The organism is Streptomyces sp. NPDC059895, from assembly GCF_042731035.1.
Lineage (GTDB): Bacteria > Actinomycetota > Actinomycetes > Streptomycetales > Streptomycetaceae > Streptomyces.
In genome coordinates this window covers 1-24,364 of sequence record NZ_JBHWKO010000005.1, presented here as the reverse complement: position 1 = coordinate 24,364, position 24,364 = coordinate 1, and the positions used below count along the sequence as shown (strand labels likewise).

Annotated in this window: 23 protein-coding genes; 21 read left to right on the top strand and 2 right to left on the bottom strand. The window is 71.9% G+C overall.

The window, feature by feature from the left end:
* The first annotated feature begins 56 nt into the window (after positions 1-56).
* From ACFV9M_RS07550 to ACFV9M_RS07540, 3 genes are read left to right on the top strand one after another with little or no spacing between them, the layout of a single operon-like run.
* Complete coding sequence (locus ACFV9M_RS07550; RefSeq protein ID WP_385071978.1) at positions 57-1,367, top strand: protein kinase; 1,311 nt, start codon at positions 57-59, stop codon at positions 1,365-1,367.
* A complete protein-coding gene (locus ACFV9M_RS07545; RefSeq protein ID WP_385071975.1) occupies positions 1,360-1,785 on the top strand; it encodes a hypothetical protein in 426 nt (141 codons plus the stop codon). The genes ACFV9M_RS07550 and ACFV9M_RS07545 overlap by 8 nt, the downstream gene beginning before the upstream one ends.
* Entirely contained in the window at positions 1,769-2,911 is a 1,143-nt protein-coding gene (locus ACFV9M_RS07540; RefSeq protein ID WP_385071973.1) for a caspase family protein, read from the top strand. The genes ACFV9M_RS07545 and ACFV9M_RS07540 overlap by 17 nt, the downstream gene beginning before the upstream one ends.
* A gap of 182 nt (positions 2,912-3,093) precedes the next feature.
* Here the strand turns inward: ACFV9M_RS07540 and ACFV9M_RS07535 are convergent, their stop codons facing one another.
* Positions 3,094-4,323: a DUF349 domain-containing protein gene (locus ACFV9M_RS07535; protein WP_385071970.1), complete on the bottom strand. Its 1,230-nt coding sequence runs from the start codon at positions 4,321-4,323 to the stop codon at positions 3,094-3,096.
* 143 nt (positions 4,324-4,466) lie between these two features.
* Positions 4,467-5,282 (bottom strand): peptidylprolyl isomerase, encoded by an 816-nt coding sequence (locus tag ACFV9M_RS07530; RefSeq protein WP_385071968.1) that lies wholly within the window; start codon positions 5,280-5,282, stop codon positions 4,467-4,469.
* Positions 5,283-5,461: 179 nt separating this feature from the next.
* Between ACFV9M_RS07530 and ACFV9M_RS07525 the strand changes: the two genes are divergently transcribed.
* The 18 genes from ACFV9M_RS07525 to nusB all read left to right on the top strand — a co-directional run bounded on the left by ACFV9M_RS07525 (position 5,462) and on the right by nusB (position 24,208).
* On the top strand, positions 5,462-6,178 hold the full coding sequence (locus ACFV9M_RS07525) for an MBL fold metallo-hydrolase (RefSeq protein WP_385071966.1): 717 nt from the start codon (positions 5,462-5,464) through the stop codon (positions 6,176-6,178).
* Between the two features lie 13 nt (positions 6,179-6,191).
* Entirely contained in the window at positions 6,192-7,454 is a 1,263-nt protein-coding gene (gene hisS / locus ACFV9M_RS07520; protein ID WP_385071963.1) for a histidine--tRNA ligase, read from the top strand.
* Between the two features lie 225 nt (positions 7,455-7,679).
* Positions 7,680-8,339: a vitamin K epoxide reductase family protein gene (locus ACFV9M_RS07515; RefSeq protein WP_385071961.1), complete on the top strand. Its 660-nt coding sequence runs from the start codon at positions 7,680-7,682 to the stop codon at positions 8,337-8,339.
* A gap of 104 nt (positions 8,340-8,443) precedes the next feature.
* Positions 8,444-9,799 carry a replication-associated recombination protein A gene (locus ACFV9M_RS07510; protein ID WP_385071958.1) on the top strand — a complete coding sequence of 452 codons (1,356 nt, stop codon included), beginning with the start codon at positions 8,444-8,446 and terminating at the stop codon, positions 9,797-9,799.
* A 303-nt stretch (positions 9,800-10,102) separates the two neighbouring features.
* Positions 10,103-10,717, top strand: coding sequence for a 30S ribosomal protein S4 (gene rpsD, locus ACFV9M_RS07505; RefSeq protein ID WP_015661793.1), 615 nt, complete (start codon positions 10,103-10,105; stop codon positions 10,715-10,717).
* 215 nt (positions 10,718-10,932) lie between these two features.
* The gene (locus ACFV9M_RS07500; RefSeq protein WP_385071954.1) at positions 10,933-11,379 is read left to right on the top strand and encodes a DUF948 domain-containing protein; all 447 of its coding nucleotides are present in this window, start codon (positions 10,933-10,935) and stop codon (positions 11,377-11,379) included.
* A 6-nt stretch (positions 11,380-11,385) separates the two neighbouring features.
* Positions 11,386-11,754 (top strand): hypothetical protein, encoded by a 369-nt coding sequence (locus ACFV9M_RS07495; RefSeq protein ID WP_385071951.1) that lies wholly within the window; start codon positions 11,386-11,388, stop codon positions 11,752-11,754.
* Positions 11,754-14,426: an alanine--tRNA ligase gene (gene alaS / locus ACFV9M_RS07490; RefSeq protein ID WP_385071950.1), complete on the top strand. Its 2,673-nt coding sequence runs from the start codon at positions 11,754-11,756 to the stop codon at positions 14,424-14,426. Before ACFV9M_RS07495 ends, alaS begins: the two co-directional genes overlap by 1 nt.
* Positions 14,427-14,461: 35 nt before the next feature.
* A complete protein-coding gene (gene ruvX / locus ACFV9M_RS07485; RefSeq protein ID WP_385072063.1) occupies positions 14,462-14,926 on the top strand; it encodes a Holliday junction resolvase RuvX in 465 nt (154 codons plus the stop codon).
* Positions 14,927-15,048: 122 nt separating this feature from the next.
* A complete protein-coding gene (gene mltG, locus ACFV9M_RS07480) occupies positions 15,049-16,857 on the top strand; it encodes an endolytic transglycosylase MltG (protein ID WP_385071948.1) in 1,809 nt (602 codons plus the stop codon).
* A gap of 4 nt (positions 16,858-16,861) precedes the next feature.
* Positions 16,862-17,713 carry a shikimate dehydrogenase gene (locus tag ACFV9M_RS07475; protein WP_385071946.1) on the top strand — a complete coding sequence of 284 codons (852 nt, stop codon included), beginning with the start codon at positions 16,862-16,864 and terminating at the stop codon, positions 17,711-17,713.
* Positions 17,714-17,959: 246 nt separating this feature from the next.
* On the top strand, positions 17,960-19,144 hold the full coding sequence (aroC, locus tag ACFV9M_RS07470; RefSeq protein WP_385071944.1) for a chorismate synthase: 1,185 nt from the start codon (positions 17,960-17,962) through the stop codon (positions 19,142-19,144).
* On the top strand, positions 19,141-19,656 hold the full coding sequence (locus tag ACFV9M_RS07465; RefSeq protein WP_385071941.1) for a shikimate kinase: 516 nt from the start codon (positions 19,141-19,143) through the stop codon (positions 19,654-19,656). Before aroC ends, ACFV9M_RS07465 begins: the two co-directional genes overlap by 4 nt.
* On the top strand, positions 19,653-20,744 hold the full coding sequence (gene aroB, locus ACFV9M_RS07460) for a 3-dehydroquinate synthase (protein ID WP_385071938.1): 1,092 nt from the start codon (positions 19,653-19,655) through the stop codon (positions 20,742-20,744). The genes ACFV9M_RS07465 and aroB overlap by 4 nt, the downstream gene beginning before the upstream one ends.
* A gap of 308 nt (positions 20,745-21,052) precedes the next feature.
* Complete coding sequence (locus tag ACFV9M_RS07455) at positions 21,053-21,964, top strand: Pro-rich N-terminal domain-containing protein (RefSeq protein ID WP_385071935.1); 912 nt, start codon at positions 21,053-21,055, stop codon at positions 21,962-21,964.
* A 76-nt stretch (positions 21,965-22,040) separates the two neighbouring features.
* Positions 22,041-23,147, top strand: coding sequence for an aminopeptidase P family protein (locus tag ACFV9M_RS07450; RefSeq protein ID WP_385071932.1), 1,107 nt, complete (start codon positions 22,041-22,043; stop codon positions 23,145-23,147).
* 57 nt (positions 23,148-23,204) lie between these two features.
* Positions 23,205-23,771, top strand: a complete 567-nt coding sequence (gene efp / locus ACFV9M_RS07445) for an elongation factor P (protein WP_020117452.1) — start codon at positions 23,205-23,207, stop codon at positions 23,769-23,771.
* A 2-nt stretch (positions 23,772-23,773) separates the two neighbouring features.
* Positions 23,774-24,208 (top strand): transcription antitermination factor NusB, encoded by a 435-nt coding sequence (gene nusB / locus ACFV9M_RS07440; RefSeq protein ID WP_385071929.1) that lies wholly within the window; start codon positions 23,774-23,776, stop codon positions 24,206-24,208.
* Positions 24,209-24,364 lie beyond the last annotated feature (156 nt).

The following is a 24,364-nucleotide window of genomic DNA, read 5'->3' as shown; positions in this document are numbered from 1 at the left end:
GGAGCGGGATGGGCGGGCCGGGGCGCGAGGGGTTAACGGGCGGTGCGCCGCCCTCGGTGCCGGTGCTGGTCGCCGGCCGCTACCGGCCGGTCCGCTTCCTCGGCCGCGGCGGCATGGGCGTCGTCCACGAGGCGGAGGACACCCGGCTCGACCGGCGCGTCGCCCTGAAGATGCTCACCACCGTCGAGGGGCTGACCGGGGACAGCGAGGCCTGGGACCGCTTCCAGCGCGAGGCCCGCGCCCTGGCCAGGATCGACCACCCCGGCGTCGTCACGCTGTACGACAGCGGCGTGCACGACGGCACCCCCTACCTCGTGATGCAGGTGCTCGACGGCACCACCCTGGCCGACCTGGCGTCGTCCGGGGGGCCGCTGCCGACGACCGTGGTGTGCACGGTGGCCCTGGGCATCGCCGAGGCCCTGGAGGCCGCCCACACGGCCGGCGTGCTGCACCGCGACGTCAAGCCCACGAACGTCGGCCTCACCCGGAACGGGCGTGTCGTCCTCCAGGACTTCGGACTGGCCCGGCTGGCCGGCGAGGCCGCGATCACCCGCACCGGCGCCATCGTCGGCACCCCCCAGTTCATGGCCCCCGAGGCCATGCGGGGCGCCCTGCCCGAGCGAGCGGCGGACTGGTACGGCCTGGGCGCCTGCATGTACCTGATGCTCACGGGCGAGCTGCCGTTCGGCCCGACCGTCGACTACGGCGCCATCATCCACCGCGCCCTCGGCGACGGCGTCCCCCCGCTCTCGGGCCGCCGCCCGGACTGTCCGCCGGACCTGTGCCGGCTCGTCGACGACCTGTGCCGGCAGGACCCCGCCCTGCGTCGCCAGGACGCCGAGTCCATCCGCGAGACCCTGCTGCCCCTGTCCTACGGCGGCACGGAGCGGCTGGTCGACCTGGTGACGGAACGGGCACGCGACGACGCCGTACGCGGCGCGTGGGGGATGCCCGACGTCCCGGAGTCGGTCTCCCGCGCCGAGGAGACACCCGAGTACCTCTGGGACGAGGCGGCCGCCCTGCCCGACCGGCGCGAGACGGCCACCGACCCCTTCCGGCCCGCCACCCTCAGCGACGCCACCCGCCGGATCGTACTCGGCAGCATGACCCCGCAGAGCGCGCTGGCCCGGCAGCGCGAGGCGGTCAACCTGGTGCTGCGCGGCCGGCTGGACGAGGCCGCGCAGATGCTGTCCGTCGTGGTCCCGGTCTGCCTCACCACGCTCGGACCCGACCATCCGACCACCCTGACCAGCCAGTACTGGCATGCCGTGTGCCTGGCCAGGCTCGACGCCGGGCGCCCCGCGCTGGAGCTGTTCTCCAGCGTCAACCGACGTGTGGCACGACGAACGGACGGACACGATGACTGACTCCGGCGCGGGCATCTCGGCCGCCCTGGACACCACCGGGACCGAGGACGACCTGCGGTCCCTGCTGCGCTGGCTGCGGGAGGACGAGAGCGTCGACCTGCCCGTGCGGCCCGGCGGCGCCGCCCCGCTCCCACCCGGCGGCATGGGCGCCGGTTTCGACGTCCTCCAGTTCGCCGTCTCCGGCTCACTGTCGGCGGCCTCGCTCGTCGTCTCCGTCCTGCAGTGGCAGACCTCCCGGCGCCGCGCCCCCGCCGTCACCCTGCGCCGCGGCGACGTGGAGGTCCTCCTCACCGCCCGCGCGGCCCGCGACGAGGAGACGGTACGCCGTCTCGTCGTCCTCCTCGACGGCGACACCGCGCCCGCCACCCTGCCCGGACCGCGCACCGAAGGAAGCGGAGGCGATGACGGCACTGCCTGACCCGGCGCGCTCGCGGGCCGTCCTCATCGGCACCGCCTCCTACCGCCACCTGCCCCAGCTGCCCGCCGTCGAGACGGGCGTCGTCGACCTCGCCGCCGAACTGTGCGACGCCACCGTCTGGGGGCTGCCCGTACAGCACTGCACGGTCGTCACCGACCCGTTGAGCGCCCACACGATCCTCGACCCCGTCCACCAGGCCGGCGAGGAGGCCACCGACACCCTCCTCGTCTACTTCGCCGGACACGGCCTGCGCGACGCCGACTCCGCCGACCTCTACCTCGCCCTCGGCGACTCCCGCGAACACCTCGGCTACACGGCCGTCGCCTACCAGCACCTGCGTTCCGCCCTGCGGTCCGCCCGGGCCCGCCGCAAGGTCGTCGTCCTCGACTGCTGCTTCAGTGGCCGCGCCGCCCGCGCCCTGGCCGGAGGGGACGTCCTCGCCGCCGAGGCCGCCGTGGACGGCGCCTACGTCCTCACCGCCTCACCCCGCGACCGGATCGCCCTGGCGCCCGACGGCGAGCGCTACACCGCCTTCACCGGCGAGCTGCTGGGCGTGCTGCGCCACGGCGTCGACAACGGCCCGGAGCTGCTCGACCTCGACACGCTCTACCGCGTCCTCCTGGAGCGTCTGCGCGCCAAGAACCGCCCGCTGCCCCAGCACTCCCAGGAGAACGGCGTCGGACGCCTCCCCCTGGCCCGCAACAAGGCCCGCGCCGGTCTGCGCGCCCCCGCGGGCCCCGTCCTGCCCGCCGACGTCCGCACCGCCATGGTCTCCACCGGACTCGCCGTGGCCCGGCTCCTGCGCGCCGAGGGCAACACCCGCGACGCCCTGCCCGTCCTGCGCCTGGCCCTCCAGGAACAGCAGACCGCGGGCACCGAGGGCGACCTGCTCGCCGTCCAGCTCGAACTCTCCGAGCTGCTCGCCGAGACCGGCCAGGTCAAGGAGGCGATCGAGGTGCTCGAGCTCGCCTTCCAGCAGGTCCACAAGGTGTACGGTCCCGAGGCCGTCCTCGTCTGCCGGCGGCTGGCCGACCTGCTCCAGGAGTCCGGCAACCACCTCCAGGCCTGCGAGGTGCTCAAGCACGCCCTGGACATCAGCGAGCGGGGCGGACCGGGGCCGGCCTGACGGACGCCGGCACGCCGATCGCGCGCCACAGCGTCACAGACGCGTGCCGCAGATAGCGCGCAGATAGCGCGCCACAGATCGGGCGCCGCCGAAGGCGCCGAAAGCACGGAGTCACCGGAACGTGCGACGGCCCGGCCGTGGTCTCCCACAGCCGGGCCGCTACGGGTTCACCGGGCTACGGCTCAGCCGCCGAACTCGTGCAGGCCCTTCAGCGCCTGGTCCAGCAGCGCCTGACGGCCCTGGAGCTCGCGCTCCAGCTTGTCGGCCTTCGCGGTGTTGCCCTGGGCACGCGCCTGCTCGATCTGGGACGTCAGCTTGTCCACGGCCGCCTGGAGCTGACCGGTCAGACCCGCGGCACGCGCCCGCGCCTCCGGGTTGGTCCGGCGCCACTCGGCCTCCTCGGCCTCCTGGATCGCCCGCTCCACGGCGTGCATCCGGCCCTCGATCTTCGGCCGGGCGTCCCGCGGCACATGGCCGATGGCCTCCCAGCGCTCGTTGACCGAGCGGAACGCGGCCCGCGCCGTCTTCAGGTCCGTGACCGGGAGGATCTTCTCGGCCTCCTCGGCCAGTTCCTCCTTCAGCTTCAGGTTCTCCGACTGCTCCGCGTCCCGCTCCGCGAAGACCGAGCTGCGGGCCGCGAAGAAGACGTCCTGCGCGCCGCGGAAGCGGTTCCACAGGTCGTCCTCGTGCTCGCGCTGCGCCCGGCCCGCGGCCTTCCACTCCGTCATCAGGTCGCGGTAGCGCGCCGCGGTCGGACCCCAGTCCGTCGAGCCCGACAGCGCCTCGGCCTCGGCGACCAGCCGCTCCTTGGTCCGGCGGGCCTCCTCGCGCTGCGCGTCCAGCTGCGCGAAGTGCGCCTTGCGCCGCTTGGAGAACGCCGAGCGCGCGTGCGAGAACCGGTGCCACAGCTCGTCGTCCGACTTGCGGTCCAGACGCGGCAGGCCCTTCCAGGTGTCCACCAGGGACCGCAGCCGCTCACCGGCCGCCCGCCACTGGTCGGACTGCGCCAGCTGCTCCGCCTCCGTGACCAGGTCCTCCTTGGCCTTGCGGGCCTCGTCGGACTGCTTGGCGCGCTGCTGCTTGCGCTCCTCGCGGCGCGCCTCGACGGTCGCCACCAGCTTGTCCAGCCGGGTCCGCAACGCGTCCAGGTCGCCGACCGCGTGGTGCGCGTCCACCTGCTCACGGATGTGGTCGATGGCGACCTGGGCGTCCTTCGCGGACAGGTCCGTGGTCCGGACCCGCTTCTCGAGGAGGCCGATCTCGACCACCAGGCCCTCGTACTTGCGCTCGAAGTAGGCCAGTGCCTCCTCGGGGGAGCCGGCCTGCCAGGAACCGACGACCTGCTCGCCCTCGGCCGTCCGCACGTACACGGTCCCCGTCTCGTCGACGCGGCCCCACGGGTCGCTGCTCACAGCGCCTCCTCCACATGATGCCTGCGGGAAGCTTCGGAGCCCCGGGCATCGTCCACAGTTTCGTCACGGCCAACATAGGCGAACGGCGGGTCGCCTGTCCGCATCCAGCGCGACCGAAATTGCGCAGTTGACCGCCCTTGCCGTCAGGACTTCGTGACCGTCGCCTTGTCGATCACGACCGTCGCGTTCGGGGCGCCGTCACCGGCGCCCGTGTTCTCACCCGCGGCGGCGATCTTCTTCAGGACCGTCATGCCCTCGCTCGACACCGTACCGAACGGGGTGTAGCTCGGCGGGAGCGAACTGTCCTGGTAGACCAGGAAGAACTGGCTGCCGCCGCTGTCCGCCTCACCGGTGTTGGCCATCGCGACCGTGCCCGCCGGGTAGATGTCGTCCTTCAGGCTCGTGTCCTTCAGGTTCTCGTCCGGGATCGTGTAGCCCGGCCCGCCGCTGCCGCTGCCCGTCGGGTCGCCGCACTGCAGCACGTAGATGCCGTTGGTGGTGAGCCGGTGGCACTTGGTGTGGTCGAAGTACCCCTTGCCCGCGAGGAAGCTGAACGAGTTCACGGTGTGCGGGGCCGCCGACGCCTTCAGCGCGATGTCTATGTCACCGCACGTCGTCGCCAGCGTCATCGTGTACTTCGCCGACTTGTCGATCGTGATCGCCGGCTCCTTCTTCCAGGTCGCCGTCTTGACGGAGCCCGCGGCGGCCTTCTCGCACGGGTCCTCGACCGCGCTGGGGGTGGCGGACGCGGACGCCTCCGCGCTCGTGCTCGCCTTGTCGTCGTCCTTCATGACGCCCGTGGTGTACAGCGCCAGGCTGCCCACCAGGACCACGCCGAGCACCGACGCGATCACCGAGTTGCGCACGCGCGCCTTGCGCCGCGCGGCCGTGCGGCGCTGCTGCTGCCGCAAGAACTTCTCCCGGGCTAGCTGACGCTTGCGCTGTTCCTGGGTGACCACCGGGTTCTCTCCTCATGCGTCTCGTACGACGGCCGGTACGCGTGCGCCCGGTGAGCCGACCGCGCGCGTGTGCCCCGTACCGTATATGGGTTCGCTGAGGAAACGGCAGCGCCGGTAGGCTCTGACGACGGGCGCAGCCGCTCGCAAGCCCTCCCGTACCGACACAACGAAGGACGATCGTGCTCATTGCCGGGTTCCCCGCCGGGGCCTGGGGGACGAACTGTTATCTCGTCGCCCCCGCCGCCGGTGAGGAGTGCGTGATCATCGACCCGGGCCACCAGGCGGCCCCCGGAGTCGAGGAAGCGATCAGGAAGCATCGGCTCAAGCCCGTCGCCGTCGTCCTCACCCACGGCCACATCGACCATGTCGCCTCGGTCGTCCCGGTCTGCGGCGCGCACGACGTGCCGGCCTGGATCCACCCCGAGGACCGCTACATGATGAGCGACCCCGAGAAGGCGCTCGGCCGGTCCATCGGGATGCCGCTGATGGGCGAGCTGACGGTGGGGGAGCCGGACGAGGTCCGGGAGCTGACCGACGGCGCGCGGCTGGACCTGGCCGGTCTGGAGTTCTCCGTCGCGCACGCGCCGGGCCATACCAAGGGGTCGGTGACCTTCCGGATGCCCGAGGCCGCGGACGTTCCGTCCGTCTTCTTCTCGGGCGACCTGCTGTTCGCCGGCTCCATCGGACGCACCGACCTGCCCGGCGGTGACATGGCCGAGATGCTCGACTCGCTGGCCCGCGTGTGCCTGCCGCTCGACGACTCGACCGTGGTGCTGTCCGGCCACGGCCCCCAGACGACCATCGGCCAGGAGCGCGCCACCAACCCGTATCTGCGGCAGGTGGCGGCAGACCGCCAAGGACGCGGCGCCTCCGAGGCTCCCCGACGAGGAATGTGACGAGAGACTTCCCGTGAGCACCTTCAAGGCCCCCAAGGGCACGTACGACCTGATCCCCCCGGACAGCGCCACCTACCTCGCCGTGCGCGAGGCGATCGCCGCCCCGCTGCGCACCTCCGGCTACGGCTACATCGAGACACCCGGCTTCGAGAGCGTCGAGCTGTTCGCACGCGGTGTGGGTGAGTCCACCGACATCGTGACCAAGGAGATGTACGCCTTCGAGACGAAGGGCGGCGACCGGCTGGCGCTGCGCCCCGAGGGCACCGCGTCCGTGCTGCGCGCCGCCCTGGAGGCCAACCTCCACAAGGCGGGCAACCTGCCGGTCAAGCTCTGGTACTCGGGCTCGTACTACCGCTACGAGCGCCCCCAGAAGGGCCGCTACCGCCACTTCTCCCAGGTCGGCGCCGAGGCGATCGGCGCCGAGGACCCGGCGCTGGACGCCGAGCTGATCATCCTGGCCGACCAGGCGTACCGCTCGCTCGGTCTGCGCGACTTCCGCATCCTCCTCAACAGCCTCGGCGACAAGGAGTGCCGTCCGGTCTACCGGGCCGCCCTGCAGGACTTCCTGCGCGGCCTCGACCTGGACGAGGACACCCTGCGCCGCGCCGAGATCAACCCCCTGCGGGTCCTCGACGACAAGCGCCAGGACGTGCAGAAGCAGCTCGGCGAGGCCCCTCTCCTGCGCGACTACCTGTGCGACGCCTGCAAGGCGTACCACGAGGAGGTCCGCGACCTGATCACCGCGGCGGGCGTCGCCTTCGAGGACGACCCCAAGCTGGTGCGCGGCCTGGACTACTACACCCGCACGACCTTCGAGTTCGTCCACGACGGTCTCGGCTCGCAGTCCGCGGTGGGCGGCGGCGGCCGCTACGACGGCCTGTCCGAGATGATCGGCGGCCCCGCGCTGCCGTCGGTCGGCTGGGCCCTCGGCGTGGACCGCACGGTCCTGGCGCTGGAGGCGGAGGGCGTCGAGCTCGAACTGCCGTCGTCCACCAGCGTGTTCGCCGTCCCGCTCGGCGAGGAGGCCCGCCGCGTCCTCTTCGCCAAGGTCACCGAGCTGCGCAAGCTCGGCGTCGCCGCCGACTTCTCCTACGGGGCCAAGGGCCTCAAGAGCGCCATGAAGAACGCCAACCGCAGCGGCGCCCGCTACGCGATCGTCGCCGGTGAACGCGACCTCGCCGAGGGCGTCGTCCAGCTCAAGGACATGGAGTCCGGCGAACAGACGGCGATCGGCGTCAACGAGATCGTCGCGGAGCTGGAAGCACGGCTCGGCTGACACGCGCGCGCGGGGGCGGGGGCGCCGGGTGCCGTACAGGGCGCCCGGCGCCTTCGCCGTACCGGCAGTCGTCCTGCCTCGGCCGTCCCGCTGCCGTCCAGAACCGAACACCTGCCCGCCGTGTCCGCTCACCCTTATGCGGAGCGAACGGTGCGCACGCGCGCGGGTGCGGCACAATGGCCCTGCCCGAAGATGGTCCACCTCTCCAGTGACGGAATCGGCGTGATGAGCAAGACGACAGTCCAAGACGTCTCCACCGAGCCCGATCCGGAGCGTGCCGGGGCGGCCGCACCGGGAACGGCGGGCGGCAGCCGGGCGTTCGCACTGCTGCTGGTGATCACCGGCGCGGCCGGTCTGCTCGCCGCGTGGGTCATCACGATCGACAAGTTCAAGCTGCTCGAGGCCAAGGTCGCGGGCACGTCGTTCACCCCCGGGTGCAGCCTGAACCCCGTGGTCTCCTGCGGCAGCGTCATGGAGAGCAAGCAGGCCGCCGCCTTCGGCTTCCCCAACCCGATGCTCGGCCTCGTCGCCTACGGCATCGTCATCTGCGTCGGCATGAGCCTGCTGGCCCGCGCCCGCTTCCCGCGTTGGTACTGGCTCACCTTCAACTTCGGCACGCTCTTCGGCGTCGTCTTCTGCGCCTGGCTGCAGTTCCAGTCCCTGTACCGGATCAACGCCCTGTGCCTGTGGTGCTGCCTGGCCTGGGTCGCGACGATCACCATGTTCTGGTACGTGACCTCGTTCAACGTCCGCAACGGCTTCCTGCCCGCCCCGGGCTGGCTGAAGGGCTTCTTCGGCGAGTTCACCTGGGTCCTGCCCGTGCTGCACATCGGCATCGTCGGCATGCTGATCCTGACCCGCTGGTGGGAGTTCTGGACCAGCTGACCCGCCTCCCGGGCCGGCTGACCCGCCTCCCGGGCCGGCTGACCCGCCCCCCGGGTCGGCGACCGCCCGGCCGGACTGTCGGTGCGGTGATTTAGGGTTTCAGCGTGGAGCCCGACCTGTTCACCGCCGCAGCAGAAGAACGCCAGGAGAAGGACCCCGCCGGCAGTCCCCTGGCGGTCCGGATGCGCCCGCGTACCCTCGACGAGGTCGTGGGCCAGCAGCACCTGCTGAAGCCGGGTTCCCCCCTGCGCCGCCTGGTCGGCCAGGGCGCCGGGGGCCCGGCCGGCCCGTCCTCGGTGATCCTCTGGGGCCCGCCCGGCACCGGCAAGACCACTCTCGCCTACGTCGTCTCCAAGGCCACCGACAAACGCTTCGTCGAACTCTCCGCGATCACCGCCGGCGTCAAGGAGGTCCGCGCGGTCATCGACGGCGCCCGCCGCGCCACCGGCGGCTTCGGCAAGGAGACCGTCCTCTTCCTCGACGAGATCCACCGTTTCAGCAAGGCCCAGCAGGACTCCCTCCTCCCGGCCGTCGAGAACCGCTGGGTGACCCTGATCGCGGCCACCACCGAGAACCCGTACTTCTCGGTGATCTCGCCCCTGCTGTCCCGCTCCCTGCTGCTCACGCTCGAACCCCTCACCGACGACGACCTGCGCGGCCTCATCCGGCGCGCCCTCGCCGACGACCGGGGCCTCAAGGGCGCCGTCACCCTCCCCGAGGACACCGAGAACCACCTCCTGCGCATCGCCGGCGGCGACGCCCGCCGGGCCCTGACCGCCCTGGAGGCCGCCGCCGGGGCCGCCCTCGACCAGAACGAGACGGAGATCGCCCTCTCCACCCTGGAGGAGACGGTCGACCGGGCGGCGGTGAAGTACGACCGCGACGGCGACCAGCACTACGACGTCGCCAGCGCCCTCATCAAGTCCATCCGCGGCTCCGACGTCGACGCCGCCCTGCACTACCTGGCCCGCATGATCGAAGCCGGCGAGGACCCCCGCTTCATCGCCCGCCGCCTGATGATCTCCGCCAGCGAGGACATCGGCCTCGCCGACCCGAACGCCCTGCCGATCGCGGTCGCCGCCGCCCAGGCCGTCGCCATGATCGGCTTCCCCGAGGCCGCCCTCACCCTCAGCCACGCCACCATCGCCCTCGCCCTGGCCCCCAAGTCCAACGCCGCGACGACCGCGATCGGCGCCGCCCTGGACGACGTACGCAAGGGACTGGCCGGGCCCGTGCCGCCGCATCTGCGCGACGGGCACTACAAGGGGGCGGCCAAGCTGGGGCACGCGCAGGGGTACGTCTACCCCCACGACCTGCCCGAGGGGATCGCCGCCCAGCAGTACGCCCCGGACGCCGTCACCCAGCGCGAGTACTACACGCCCACCCGGCACGGCGCCGAGGCCCGGTACGCGGACGCGGTGGACTGGACCAGGAAGCACCTCGGTCGCAAGCGCACATGAGCACCCTGTAGACTCGCCCGAAGTGCCGCGTCCCGTGCAGTCAGAACGGGACAGCCGGCCGGAGTCGGTCCTTCGGGAACCGACCCCAGGAGCGTCGCGCACCGTCGAACGGTGTCGCGGGCAGCCCACCACCACCCGCAGTCCCGGGACGGTCGGTGGGCCACTCGCGTGCTGCATGTATGTGCCCAGACCAGGGGAGCGGCTGCCCGGCAGGTCCACCAGTGGACCCGACGGGTTTCCCCGGCTGCGGATGCGACCTCCTCAACTCTGACAAGCCGGAAAACTAGGAAAGAGACAGAGACAGTGGCGAACCAGTCCCGCCCCAAGGTCAAGAAGTCGCGTGCCCTCGGCATCGCGCTGACCCCGAAGGCCGTCAAGTACTTCGAGGCCCGCCCCTACCCGCCGGGTGAGCACGGCCGCGGCCGCAAGCAGAACTCGGACTACAAGGTCCGTCTGCTGGAGAAGCAGCGCCTGCGCGCGCAGTACGACGTGTCCGAGCGCCAGCTCGTCCGCGCCTACGAGCGTGCCTCCAAGGTCCAGGGCAAGACCGGTGAGGCCCTGATCATCGAGCTGGAGCGTCGCCTCGACGCCCTGGTCCTGCGTTCGGGCATCGCCCGCACGATCTACCAGGCCCGCCAGATGGTCGTCCACGGCCACATCGAGGTCAACGGCCAGAAGGTCGACAAGCCCTCGTTCCGCGTCCGTCCCGACGACGTCGTGATGGTCCGCGAGCGCAGCCGCGAGAAGACCCTCTTCTCGATCGCCCGTGAGGGCGGCTTCGCCCCCGAGGGCGAGACCCCGCGCTACCTCCAGGTGAACCTCAAGGCCCTGGCGTTCCGCCTGGACCGCGAGCCGAACCGCAAGGAGATCCCGGTCATCTGCGACGAGCAGCTCGTCGTCGAGTACTACGCCCGCTGATCCCCCGGCGGACGCAGGACCCTGCGCCCGAACCCGCCGTCCCGCCGCCCCTCCCGGGCCGGCCGGGGCGGCGGGTTCCCGCGTTCCGGGCCCGCGCCCGCGCCACCCGGCGGTCCGCACACCGGCAAATCCGGTTCGGAGCGCCGCTCCCGGCGCGATAGGCTCGGTGCACGACTTTTTCGATGCAGAGGCACGTATCAGGGAGCGGGTGCGCAGTGTCCGGTGGAGAGGTGGCCGGCATCCTGGTGGCCGTGTTCTGGGCGATCCTGGTCTCCTTCCTCGCCGTCGCACTGGCGAGGCTGGCCCAGACGCTCAGGGCGACCACCAAGCTGGTCGCGGACGTGACCGAGCAGGCGGTTCCGCTGCTGGCCGACGCCTCCGCGACGGTGCGCTCGGCACAGACCCAGATCGACCGGGTCGACGCGATCGCCTCGGACGTCCAGGAGGTCACCTCCAACGCCTCCGCGCTGTCCACCATGGTCGCCTCCACCTTCGGCGGCCCCCTGGTGAAGGTCGCAGCCTTCGGCTACGGCGTACGCCGGGCCCTCGGTGGCCGCAAGGACGACGTGCCCGCGAAGGAGCCCCGGCGTACCGTGATCGTGGGGCGGACCGTCCCGGCCTCGCGGCGGGCGAAGCGGACCGCCCGTGGAAAGAGGGACTGACGCAGCATGTTCCGCCGTACCTTCTGGTTCACCACGGGCGTCGCCGCCGGCGTGTGGGCCACCACCAAGGTCAACCGCAAGCTGAGGCAGCTGACCCCCGAGAGCCTCGCCGCGACCGCGGCCAACAAGGCCCTCGAGACGGGAGCGCGCCTCAAGGACCGCGCGGTGGGCTTCGCCCTCGACGTCCGCGACAACATGGCCCAGCGGGAGGCCGAGCTGGAGGAGGTCCTCGGGATCCACGAGAACCCCGAGCTCTCGGCACCCCGGCGGTACGCCGCCATCGAGAACCGCACCACACCGAAGAACGCCCGGTACATCGAGAACACGACGTACCCGCGGGCGAAGCACCCGTACAACCGGAATGAGGACCACTGATGGAGTCGGCTGAGATCCGCCGCCGCTGGCTGAGCTTCTTCGAGGAGCGCGGGCACACCGTCGTGCCTTCGGCGTCGCTCATCGCGGACGACCCGACTCTGCTCCTCGTCCCGGCCGGCATGGTGCCCTTCAAGCCCTACTTCCTGGGCGAGGTCAAGCCGCCCTTCGCGCGCGCCACCAGCGTGCAGAAGTGCGTGCGCACGCCCGACATCGAAGAGGTCGGCAAGACCACGCGCCACGGCACGTTCTTCCAGATGTGCGGCAACTTCTCCTTCGGCGACTACTTCAAGGAAGGCGCCATCAAGCACGCCTGGGAGCTGCTCACCGCGCCCCAGGACAAGGGCGGTTACGGCCTCGACCCCGAGCGCCTGTGGATCACCGTCTACAAGGACGACGACGAGGCCGAGCGCATCTGGCACGAGGTCGTCGGCGTGCCCAAGGAGCGCATCCAGCGCCTCGGCATGAAGGACAATTACTGGTCCATGGGCGTCCCCGGCCCGTGCGGCCCCTGCTCCGAGATCAACTACGACCGCGGCCCCGAGTTCGGCGTCGAGGGCGGCCCCGCCGTCAACGACGAGCGGTACGTGGAGATCTGGAACCTCGTCTTCATGCAGTACGAGCGCGGCGAGGGCATTGGCAAGGACAACTTCGAGATCCTCGGCGAGCTGCCCAGCAAGAACATCGACACGGGCCTCGGCCTGGAGCGCCTCGCCATGATTCTGCAGGGCGTGCAGAACATGTACGAGATCGACACCTCCATGGCCGTCATCAGGAAGGCCACCGAGCTGACCGGTGTGGCCTACGGCGACGCCCACGACTCGGACGTGTCGCTGCGCGTGGTCACCGACCACATGCGCACCTCCGTGATGCTCATCGGTGACGGCGTCACCCCGGGCAACGAGGGCCGCGGCTATGTGCTGCGCCGCATCATGCGCCGCGCCATCCGCAACATGCGGCTGCTCGGCGCCACCGGTCCGGTCGTCAAGGACCTGATCGACACGGTGATCGAGATGATGGGTCAGCAGTACCCGGAGCTGGTCACCGAGCGCGAGCGCATCGAGAAGGTCGCCCTCGCCGAGGAGAACGCCTTCCTCAAGACGCTGAAGGCCGGCACCAACATCCTCGACACCGCCGTCACCGAGACCAAGCAGGCCGGCGGCACCGTCCTCGCCGGCGACAAGGCCTTCCTGCTCCACGACACCTGGGGCTTCCCGATCGACCTCACCCTGGAGATGGCCGCCGAGCAGGGCCTCTCCGTGGACGAGGACGGCTTCCGCCGCCTGATGAAGGAGCAGCGGGAGCGCGCCAAGGCCGACGCCCAGGCCAAGAAGACCGGCCACGCCGGGGTCGGCGCCTACCGCGAGATCGCCGACAAGGCCGGTGCGACCGACTTCATCGGCTACACCGACACCGACGGCGAGTCCACCATCGTCGGCATCCTCGTCGACGGCGTCTCCTCCCCGGCCGCCTCCGAGGGCGACGAGGTCGAGATCGTCCTCGACCGCACCCCGTTCTACGCCGAGGGCGGCGGCCAGATCGGCGACACCGGCCGGATCAAGGTCGACACGGGTGCCGTCATCGAGATCCGCGACTGCCAGAAGCCGGTCCCGGGCGTGTACGTCCACAAGGGCGTCGTCCAGGTCGGCGAGGTCACCGTCGGCGCCACCGCCCACGCCTCGATCGACTCCCGCCGCCGCACGGCCATCGCCCGCGCCCACTCCGCCACCCACCTCACGCACCAGGCCCTGCGCGACGCCCTCGGCCCGACGGCCGCCCAGGCCGGCTCCGAGAACCAGCCCGGCCGCTTCCGCTTCGACTTCGGCTCGCCGTCCGCCGTTCCGACGGCCGTGATGACCGACGTCGAGCAGAAGATCAACGAGGTGCTCGCCCGCGACCTGGACGTCCGCGCCGACGTCATGGGCATCGACGAGGCCAGGAAGCAGGGCGCCATCGCCGAGTTCGGCGAGAAGTACGGCGAGCGCGTCCGCGTGGTGACCATCGGCGACTTCTCCAAGGAGCTGTGCGGCGGCACGCACGTGCACAACACCGCCCAGCTGGGCCTGGTGAAGCTGCTCGGCGAGTCGTCGATCGGCTCGGGCGTGCGCCGCATCGAGGCCCTCGTCGGCGTCGACGCCTACAACTTCCTCGCCCGCGAGCACACCGTCGTCGCCCAGCTCCAGGAGCTGATCAAGGGCCGCCCGGAGGAGCTCCCGGAGAAGGTCTCCGCCATGCTCGGCAAGCTGAAGGACGCCGAGAAGGAGATCGAGAAGTTCCGCGCCGAGAAGGTGCTCCAGGCCGCCGCCGGTCTCGCCGCGTCCGCCAAGGACGTGCGGGGCGTCGCCCTGGTCACCGGACAGGTCCCGGACGGCACCAGCGCCGACGACCTGCGCAAGCTGGTGCTGGACGTCCGCGGCCGCATCCAGGGCGGCCGGGCCGCCGTCGTCGCCCTGTTCACGGTGGCGAACGGCAAGCCGCTGACGGTCATCGCCACCAACGAGGCCGCCCGCGAGCGCGGTCTCAAGGCCGGTGAGCTGGTCCGTACGGCCGCCAAGACCCTCGGCGGCGGCGGTGGCGGCAAGCCGGACGTCGCCCAGGGCGGTGGCCAGAACGCGGCCGCCGTCGGCGAGGCCGTCGACGCCGTCGAGCGGCTCGTGGCGGAAACGGCCAAGTGAACACCGAGGCACGGACGAGCGGGGACGGCCGGGGCATGCGCCGCGGCCGTCGCCTCGCGCTCGACGTCGGGGACGCCCGTATCGGGGTCGCCTCGTGCGACCCCGACGGGATCCTCGCCACCCCGGTCGAGACGGTCCCCGGCCGGGACCTCCCGGCGGCGCACCGCCGGCTGAGGCAGCTGGTCGAGGAGTACGAGCCGATCGAGGTCGTCGTCGGTCTCCCCCGCTCCCTCAAGGGGGGCGAGGGCCCGGCGGCCGTCAAGGTCCGCGGTTTCGCGCAGGAGCTGGCCCGGGGCATAGCGCCGCTCCCGGTCCGGCTCGTCGACGAGCGGATGACGACCGTGACGGCCAGTCAGGGACTGCGCGCCTCGGGCGTGAAATCCAAGAAGGGGCGGGCCGTCATCGACCAGGCAGCCGCTGTGATCATCCTTCAACAGGCGCTGGAATCCGAACGGGTGTCAGGCACCGCACCGGGCGAGGGCGTCGAAGTGGTCATCTGATCGCGATACGGTAACGTTCCGCGCGATGCGGCGGTGTTCGAACAGCTGCCGCACAAGAAGAGGCGGAACGGTGGCGGGTCCCGCGGGCCGCGCGACCGCCACCTCGCGGCTCTAGGGGATCGATGACTGAGTATGGCCGGGGCCCAGGCTCCGAACCGTGGCATCCGGAGGACCCGTTGTACGGGGACGGCGGATGGGAAGGGCAGCAGGCCCACGTCGGCCATCAGCCTGCCTACGGCGGCCAGCCGCAGCACTACCCGCAGGAGCCGCAGCAGACGGCGTACGGCCAGTGGGACCACGGCCAGGCGAACGGACCGCAGCAGTACGGGCAGCAGCAGTACGACCAGCAGCAGTACGACCAGCAGGCCTACGACGGGCAGCAGTACCAGCAGTCCTACGACCAGCAGCAGCACTACCAGCAGTACGCCCACCAGGGTCACCCGGAACACCAGGGTCACCCGGAACACCAGGGTCACCCGGGGCAGCAGGGTCAGCAAGGGCTTGAGCAGGGATACCACGAGGGCGGCTGGGACGGCACCGGCACGCACGCGCACGTCCCCTACGCCGCCGACCCCGGTGACCCGTACGGGCAGCAGGCCGCCGCCTACGGTGCCGAGCAGCCCGACTTCTACGGCACCCCGGACGCCTACCCGCCACCGGAGCCACCCGGCCGTAGACGGACCGAGCAGGAGACGGAACCGGAGGCCGGGGAGCAGCGGCCCGACTGGGACCCGGGCCCGGACCAGGGGGAACACGCCTTCTTCGCCGGCGGCGCCGACGACGAGGACGACGACGAGCCGGAGGGCCGCGGGGACCGTCGCGGCCGCGGCGGCAAGGGCGCCAAGGGCAAGAAGCGCCGCAACGGCTGTGCCTGCCTCGTCGTCGTGCTGGTCTTCGGCGGCGGAATCGTCGGGGTGAGCTATTTCGGTTACCAGTTCTACCAGAATCGTTACGGCGTGGCCCCGGATTACGCGGGCGACGGCAGCAGCCAGACCGTGAGCGTCGAGGTGCCCAAGGGCGCGGGCGGTGCGGAGATCGGCCGTCTGCTGAAGGAGGCGGGCGTCGTCAAGAGCGTCGACGCCTTCGTGTCCGCGTTCACGAGCGATCCCGACGGGGACCAGATCCAGGCCGGCGCGTACATCCTCAAGAAGGAGATGTCCGCGCAGAGCGCCGTCGACATGATGCTGGACCCGAAGAGCCAGGCCAATGTGATCGTCACACCCGGCCAGCGCACCTATCAGGTCTACAAGGCGATCGACACGAAACTCGGCCTTTCCTCCGGCACCACCCGCGGCATCGCCGAAAAGCAGTTCGACGATCTCGGTCTGCCCAGCTGGGCGAACAGCGACAGCGACATCAAGGACCCGCTGGAGGGCTTCCTCTACCCGGGCACCTATCCGGCGGCCAAGGGCATGAAGCCCGCGGCGGTGCTGGAGGAGATGGTGCAGCGGGCCAACGAGGCCTACGGGAAGTACGACCTGGAGGCCAAGGCGGCGGCGCTCGACCTGGAGGACCCGTTGCAGGTCATCACGGTCGCCAGCCTCGTCCAGGCCGAGGGCAAGACGGACGACGACTACCGCAAGATGGCGGAGGTCGTCTACAACCGGCTCAAGCCGACGAACACCGAGACCAACCAGTTGCTCCAGTTCGACTCGTCCTTCAACTACCTGAAGAACGAGAGCAACATCCACATCAGCGAGTCCGAGATCAACAGCAATCAGGACCCGTACAACACGTACACCCAGAAGGGCCTGCCGCCGGGACCGATCGGAAACCCGGGCGCCAACGCCCTCACGGCGACGCTGAATCCGACGAGCGACGGCTGGATCTACTTCGTCGCGACCGACGGCGAGAACAAGACGGAATTCGCGAAGACCTACGCGCAATTCCAGGAGCTCAAGAACAAGTTCAACGAGAGTGCCGGTAACTGAGGCCATGAGTGACACAGCCAGGACGCAGCACGTCCACCGCCACCGGGCAGCGGTGCTCGGCAGCCCCATCGCCCACTCCCTCTCCCCGGTGCTGCACCGCGCCGCGTACCAGGTGATGGAGCTCCCGGACTGGACGTACGACCGCTTCGACGTCGACGAGGCGGCCCTGCCCGCCTTCGTCGACGGGCTCGGCCCCGAGTGGGCGGGGCTGTCGCTCACCATGCCGCTCAAGCGCGCGGTGATCCCGCTGCTCGACGAGATCAGCGAGACGGCGGCCTCCGTCGAGACGGTCAACACCCTCGTGTTCACCGAGGACGGCCGTCGCGTCGGCGACAACACCGACATCCCCGGCATGGTGGCGGCGCTGCGCGAGCACGGGGTCGAGCAGGTCGACTCAGCGGCCGTCCTCGGCGCCGGCGCCACCGCCTCCTCCGCGCTGGCCGCCCTGGCCCGGGTCTGCACCGGCGAGGTCGTCGCGTACGTACGCAGCGAGGCCCGCGCCGCCGAGATGCGGGAGTGGGGCGAGCGCCTCGACGTCGACGTCCGTACGGCGGACTGGACGGACGCGGCCGAGGCGCTGCACTTCCCGCTGGTCGTCGCGACGACCCCCGCCGGGACGACGGACGCCCTCGCGGCCTCGGTACCGGAGCGGCCCGCCACCCTCTTCGACGTGCTGTACGAGCCCTGGCCGACCGAGCTCGCGGCCCGCTGGTCCATGTTCGGCGGTGCCGTCGTCAGCGGGCTCGACCTGCTGGTGCACCAGGCGGTGCTCCAGGTGGAGCAGATGACCGGGCGCGGGCCGGCCCCCGTGGACGCCATGCGGAAGGCGGGCGAACACGCGCTCGCCGCGCGTTAGTCCCCGCCGGGATCCGGGCAGGGGGCGCGGCGCAGTCGGGGGGAGATCTCCGAGCGGCCGGACGGCGCATGCCGGCCCCTCTCGGCCCCCTCGGCGTCCGCCTGATGGACCGGCGGCCGATGCCGGGTCGTGGACGTGGGAGGATCGGAGGTGGCGGGCCTGGGTCGCGCACCCGGTCACGCCGTTGCCGTACGCGAGGACCCGCGTACGCAGGGCAGTACCAGGCGCGAGCACTGAGGAGCACCGTTGAGCAGGTTGCGCTGGCTGACCGCGGGGGAGTCCCACGGTCCCGCACTCGTGGCGACGCTGGAGGGCCTTCCGGCCGGCGTGCCGATCACCACGGACATGGTCGCGGACCATCTGGCGAGGCGCCGGCTCGGCTATGGGCGCGGTGCCCGGATGAAGTTCGAGCGGGACGAGGTCACCTTCCTGGGCGGTGTCCGCCACGGCCTCACTCTCGGCTCCCCGGTCGCCGTCATGGTGGGCAACACCGAGTGGCCGAAGTGGGAGCAGGTCATGGCGGCCGACCCGGTCGACCCGGAGGTCCTGGCCGGTTCCGCGCGCAACGCGCCGCTGACCCGCCCGCGCCCGGGTCACGCCGACCTGGCCGGCATGCAGAAGTACGGCTTCGACGAGGCCCGCCCGATCCTGGAGCGCGCCTCCGCGCGCGAGACGGCCGCCCGCGTCGCCCTCGGCGCCGTCGCCCGGTCGTACCTGAAGGAGACGGCCGGCATCGAGATCGTCTCCCACGTCGTCGAGCTGGCCGCGGCCAGGGCGCCGTACGGCGTCTACCCGACCCCCGCCGACGTCGAGCGGCTGGACGCGGACCCGGTGCGCTGCCTGGACGCGGACGCGTCGAAGGCGATGGTCGCGGAGATCGACCAGGCGCACAGGGACGGCGACACCCTCGGCGGCGTGGTCGAGGTGCTGGCGTACGGCGTGCCGGTGGGGCTGGGCTCGCACGTGCACTGGGACCGCAAGCTGGACGCCCGGCTGGCGGGTGCCCTGATGGGCATTCAGGCGATCAAGGGCGTGGAGATCGGCGACGGCTTCGAGCTGGCCCGGGTGCCGGGCTCGAAGGCGCACGACGAGATCGTGAACACGCCCGAGGGAATCCGCCGCGCCACCGGCCGTTCGGGTGGCACCGAGGGCGGTCTGACCACCGGTGAGCTGCTGCGGGTCCGTGCGGCGATGAAGCCGATCGCGACCGTGCCGCGCGCCCTGCAGACCGTCGACGTGGCCACCGGCGAGGCCACGCAGGCCCACCACCAGCGCTCGGACGTGTGTGCGGTGCCGGCGGCGGGCATCGTCGCCGAGGCCATGGTGGCGCTGGTCCTCGCGGACGCCGTCGCGGAGAAGTTCGGCGGCGACAGCGTCCCCGAGACCCGCCGCAACGTGCGCTCCTACCTCGACAACCTCCCCATCCGATGAGCGGGCCGCTGGTCGTCCTGGTCGGGCCGATGGGCGTCGGCAAGTCCACCGTCGGGCAGCAGCTGGCCGAACAGCTCGGGGTCACCTACCGGGACACCGACGACGACATCGTCGCCGCCGAGGGCCGCACCATCGCCGACATCTTCGTCGAGGAGGGCGAGCCCGCCTTCCGCGCCGTCGAGAAGGCCGCCGTGCACCGCGCGCTCGCCGAGCACGACGGCGTCCTGGCGCTCGGCGGCGGCTCGATCCTGGACGCGGACACCCGCGCCCTGCTGTCCGGGCTGCGGGTGGTCTACCTGTCGATGGACGTCGAGGAAGCCGTGCGGCGCACCGGCCTCAACGCGGCCCGGCCGCTGCTCGCGGTCAACCCCCGCCGGCAGTGGCGCGAGCTGATGGAGGCGCGGCGGCACCTCTACGAGGAGGTCGCCACGGCCGTCGTACCGACGGACGGCCGCACTCCCGACGAGGTCACCCGAGCCGCCCTGGACGCCCTGGAGTTGAAGGAAGCATGAGTGAGGAAGTGACACGGATCCGGGTCGGCGGCAGCGCGGGCTCCGAACCGTACGAGGTGCTCATCGGCCGCCGGCTCCTCGGGGAGCTCGGCGCGATGATCGGGGACCGCGCGAGGCGGGTCGCCGTCATCCACCCGGAGGCGCTCGCCGAGACCGGTGACGCGCTCCGCGCCGACCTGGCCGAGCAGGGCTACGAGGCCGTCGCCATCCAGGTGCCCAACGCGGAGGAGGCGAAGACCGCCGAGGTCGCCGCCTACTGCTGGAAGGCGCTCGGCCAGTCCGGGTTCACGCGCACCGACGTCGTGGTCGGCGTCGGCGGCGGCTCCACGACCGACCTGGCCGGTTTCGTGGCCGCGACCTGGCTGCGCGGGGTGCGCTGGATCGCCGTCCCGACGACGGTCCTCGCCATGGTCGACGCCGCCGTCGGCGGCAAGACCGGCATCAACACCGCCGAGGGCAAGAACCTCGTCGGCTCCTTCCACCCCCCGGCCGGCGTGCTGTGCGACCTGGCCGCGCTGGACTCCCTCCCGGTCAACGACTACGTCTCCGGACTCGCGGAGATCATCAAGGCCGGCTTCATCGCCGACCCGGTGATCCTCGACCTGATCGAGTCCGACCCCGAGGCCGCCCGCACCCCGGCCGGCCCGCACACCGCCGAGCTGATCCGGCGGTCCATCCAGGTCAAGGCGGACGTCGTCTCCTGCGACCTGAAGGAGTCGGGCCTGCGGGAGATCCTCAACTACGGCCACACCCTGGCCCACGCCATCGAGAAGAACGAGCGGTACAAGTGGCGCCACGGTGCCGCCGTCGCGGTCGGCATGCACTTCGCCGCCGAACTCGGCCGCCTGGCCGGCCGGCTGGACGACGCCACCGCCGACCGCCACCGCACGATCCTGGAATCGGTCGGGCTGCCCCTGCACTACCGCCACGACCAGTGGCCCAGGCTGCTGGAGGCCATGAAGGTCGACAAGAAGTCCCGCGGCGACCTCCTGCGCTTCATCGTCCTCGACGGCCTGGCCAAGCCGACCGTCCTGGAGGGCCCGGACCCGGCGGTCCTGCTCGCCGCGTACGGCGAAGTGGGCGAGTAGGAAACCCTCCGGGTCCGCGGGCTCCGAACTCCTCCGGGTCCACGGGCTCGAACCCCTCCGGGTCCGGGGACTTAGAACTCCTCCGAGTCCGCGGATCTCCCCTCCTCCCGATCCGCTTTCCGCGCCGGGCACTTCGGACCGCCCCCGGCCGTTTCACCAAACGGCGGCCGGGGGCGGTACCGTTCAGTGCCGGCGGGGGTCCAGCGCCCCCGCGGCCGGCGTCCATCGCCCGCGGCGAGCGAGCCGAAGGGGCCGTGGCGCTCCGGAGGCGAACCGAGCCCGAGAAGAACGAGACGGAGTGGCACCGGATGCAGCACGCAGTGGGTTCTCCGCTGCCGCCGCCCCACCAGCCGGGGCACGGACCGGCCGTCGGCTGGTCACCGGCCGCACACCACCCGGGCCCGCACCGGCCCGGCGGCAGCCCCCCGCAGAGCGCCCCCGTGCCTCCGCCGCACCGGGCACCGGGCTTCACCGGAGCACCCCCCTCGGGCCCGGTCCCGCCCGCGCCCCAGCCGCCGGTCCCACCCGTGCCCCACCCCCCGGCTCCCCAGCACGCCCCCGCCCCGCCGGTCCCCGAGACCACCGGACACGTCCCGCTGCCCCCCGGCGGCCCCGTGCCCATGCCCAGCGCGCCCCCCGCCGCGACCGGGCCCGAGCCGGCGGCCACCACCCTCGCGGTGCTGCTGATCGGCCCCGCGGGCGCCGGGAAGACCAGCGTCGCCAAGTTCTGGGCCGACCACCGCCGGGTGCCCACCGCCCACATCAGCCTCGACGACGTGCGCGAATGGGTCCGCTCCGGCTTCGCCGACCCGCAGCGCGGCTGGAACGACAACTCCGAGGCGCAGTACCGCCTTGCCCGCCGCACCTGCGGCTTCGCCGCCCGCAACTTCCTGGCCAACGGCATCTCCTGCATCCTCGACGACGCGATCTTCCCCGATCGCCCGGCCGTCGGCCTCGGCGGCTGGAAGCGCCATGTGGGCCCCGGCCTGCTCCCGGTCGTGCTCCTGCCCGGCCTCGAAGTCGTCCTGGAGCGCAACGCCGAACGCTCCGGCAACCGCCGCCTCACCGACGAGGAGGTCGCCCGCATCCACGGCCGCATGGCCGGCTGGTACGGCTCCGGCCTGCCGATCATCGACAACTCCCAGCTCGACGTCCCCACGACGGCGCGGATCCTGGACGACGTCCTGGCGCGGGCGATCGCCAGCCCGCCCAAGTGGTGACCGGAACCGCGCGCCCGGCACCCCACTCGGCGGCTCCCAACCGGCACAATCCGGTCACCGCTCCTACGCTCGACTCATGTCAGAGGTCTACGCGTCCCGCCGAACCCGCCTTCGGGAGCGCTGCAACGCGTCCGGCAACGCGGCAGCGCTCGTCACCCGTCCCGCCAACGTCCGGTACCTCACGGGCGCCGCGCCCCGCAGCGCCGTCCTGCTGCTGGGCGAACGCGAGGACCTGCTGGTCTGCTCGGGCCCGGTCGAGGACCGCCCGGGCGACGGCCGGCCCGACGAGGCACTGAGGGTGCACACCCTCCCGAGAGCCGGCGGCGACCCCGCGGTGGCCGCCGCGGGCATCTGCGCGGAACAGGGTGCCGACTCCCTCGCCGCCGAGGAGCACCACCTCACGGTGGCCCGCCACCGTGCCCTCCACTCGGTCGCCCCCCGGCTGCGCCTCGCCGATCTCGGCGGCGCGGTCGAACAGCTCAGGGTGGTCAAGGACGAGGAGGAGATCTCCTGCCTGCGCATCGGCGCCGAGATCGCCGACCAGGCCCTCGGAGAACTGCTGGAGTCCATCCTGGTCGGCCGCACCGAACGCCATCTCGCCCTCGAACTGGAACGCCGTCTGGTCGACCACGGCGCCGACGGGCCCGCGTTCCCCACCTCCGTGGGCACCGGCCCGCACTCCGGCCGGCGCGGCCACCGGCCCACCGACCGGCGGGTGGAGGAGGGCGACTTCCTCTCCGTCTGCCTGGGCGCGACCTACCGGGGCTACCGCTGCGAGATCGGCCGCACCTTCGTCATCGGCACCTCCCCGGCGGAGTGGCAGGTCGAGCTGTACGACCTCGTCTTCGCCGCCCAGCGGGCCGGCCGCGAGAGCCTCGCGCCCGGCGTCGCCTACCGTGACGTGGACCGTGCCGCGCGCCAGGTGCTGGACGCCGCCGGGTACACGGAAGGCCTGCCGGTGATGACCGGGCACGGTGTCGGACTCGAAATCGACGAGGACCCGCAGCTTGCCCCCGCGGCCATGGGTAAACTGGACGCTTGTGTGCCGGTCACCGTCGAACCGGGGGTCCACCTCCCGGGCCGGGGCGGTGTCCGGATCGATGACACGCTCGTCGTGCGCCCCGAGGCGGACGGCGGACCCGAGCTACTCACCATCACGACCAAGGAGCTGCTCGCGCTCTAGCCTCGAGCTGTGCGCCCGCCCCGGGTCGTCCACGTCAGTCCAGGAGATTCCGCAACCGTGGCTTCCACGAACGACCTCAAGAACGGCCTGGTGCTCAAGCTCGAAGGCGGCCAGCTCTGGTCCGTCGTCGAGTTCCAGCACGTCAAGCCCGGCAAGGGCCCGGCCTTCGTGCGCACCAAGCTCAAGAACGTGCTGTCCGGCAAGGTGGTCGACAAGACCTTCAACGCCGGCGTCAAGGTCGAGACGGCCACTGTCGACAAGCGCGACATGCAGTTCTCGTACATGGACGGCGAGTACTTCGTCTTCATGGACATGGAGACCTACGACCAGCTCATGGTCGACCGCAAGGCCGTGGGCGACGCCGCCAACTTCCTGATCGAGGGCTTCACGGCCACCGTCGCTCAGCACGAGGGCGAGGTGCTCTTCGTCGAGCTCCCCGCCGCAGTCGAGCTCGTGGTCCAGGAGACCGAGCCGGGCCTGCAGGGCGACCGCTCCACCGGCGGCACCAAGCCCGCCACCCTGGAGACCGGTCACCAGATCCAGGTCCCGCTCTTCATCACCACCGGTGAGAAGATCAAGGTCGACACCCGCACGAGCGACTACCTCGGCCGGGTGAACAGCTAACCGTGGCTGCCCGCAACACGGCACGCAAGCGCGCCTTCCAGATCCTCTTCGAGGGCGACCAGCGCGGCGCCGACGTCCTGACGGTCCTCGCGGACTGGATCCGGCTCTCCCGGGCCGACACCCGGCAGCCGCCGGTGAGCGAGTACACGATGCAGCTGGTCGAGGGCTACGCGGAGCACGCGAAGCGCATCGACGAGCTGATCGCCCAGTACTCGGTGGGCTGGACGCTGGACCGGATGCCGGTCGTCGACCGCAACATCCTGCGGCTCGGCGCCTACGAGCTGATCTGGGTGGACGGGACCCCCGACGCCGTCGTCCTCGACGAGATGGTGCAGCTGGCGAAGGAGTTCTCCACGGACGAGTCGCCCTCGTTCGTCAACGGCCTGCTCGGCCGGCTCAAGGAGCTCAAGCCCTCGCTCCGGCGCGACGAGGCGTAGCGCGCGGTACGGCCCGCTACCGGAGGGCCCGCGGACATCCCGGGCGCGGGCCCTCCCGCGGCCGTGCCGCCGGGGGCCCCCCGCTGGGCCGCGGTCCCCGGGGCGGGGGGCGCCCCACGCCCCCGCAAACCCCGGGGTGGGCGGGCCCCGACCGGT

Excerpts from the sequence above, each read along its gene's own strand:
- alaS (WP_385071950.1), top strand. The coding sequence starts at position 11,754 with ATGGAGTCGGCTGAGATCCGCCGCCGCTGGCTGAGCTTCTTCGAGGAG.
- ACFV9M_RS07465 (WP_385071941.1), top strand. The coding sequence starts at position 19,141 with ATGAGCGGGCCGCTGGTCGTCCTGGTCGGGCCGATGGGCGTCGGCAAG.
- ACFV9M_RS07450 (WP_385071932.1), top strand. The coding sequence starts at position 22,041 with ATGTCAGAGGTCTACGCGTCCCGCCGAACCCGCCTTCGGGAGCGCTGC.
- ACFV9M_RS07515 (WP_385071961.1), top strand. The coding sequence starts at position 7,680 with ATGAGCAAGACGACAGTCCAAGACGTCTCCACCGAGCCCGATCCGGAG.
- ruvX (WP_385072063.1), top strand. The coding sequence starts at position 14,462 with ATGCGCCGCGGCCGTCGCCTCGCGCTCGACGTCGGGGACGCCCGTATC.
- ACFV9M_RS07540 (WP_385071973.1), top strand. The coding sequence starts at position 1,769 with ATGACGGCACTGCCTGACCCGGCGCGCTCGCGGGCCGTCCTCATCGGC.
- ACFV9M_RS07455 (WP_385071935.1), top strand. The coding sequence starts at position 21,053 with ATGCAGCACGCAGTGGGTTCTCCGCTGCCGCCGCCCCACCAGCCGGGG.
- mltG (WP_385071948.1), top strand. The coding sequence starts at position 15,049 with ATGACTGAGTATGGCCGGGGCCCAGGCTCCGAACCGTGGCATCCGGAG.
- ACFV9M_RS07495 (WP_385071951.1), top strand. The coding sequence starts at position 11,386 with ATGTTCCGCCGTACCTTCTGGTTCACCACGGGCGTCGCCGCCGGCGTG.
- ACFV9M_RS07545 (WP_385071975.1), top strand. The coding sequence starts at position 1,360 with ATGACTGACTCCGGCGCGGGCATCTCGGCCGCCCTGGACACCACCGGG.
- ACFV9M_RS07475 (WP_385071946.1), top strand. The coding sequence starts at position 16,862 with ATGAGTGACACAGCCAGGACGCAGCACGTCCACCGCCACCGGGCAGCG.
- aroB (WP_385071938.1), top strand. The coding sequence starts at position 19,653 with ATGAGTGAGGAAGTGACACGGATCCGGGTCGGCGGCAGCGCGGGCTCC.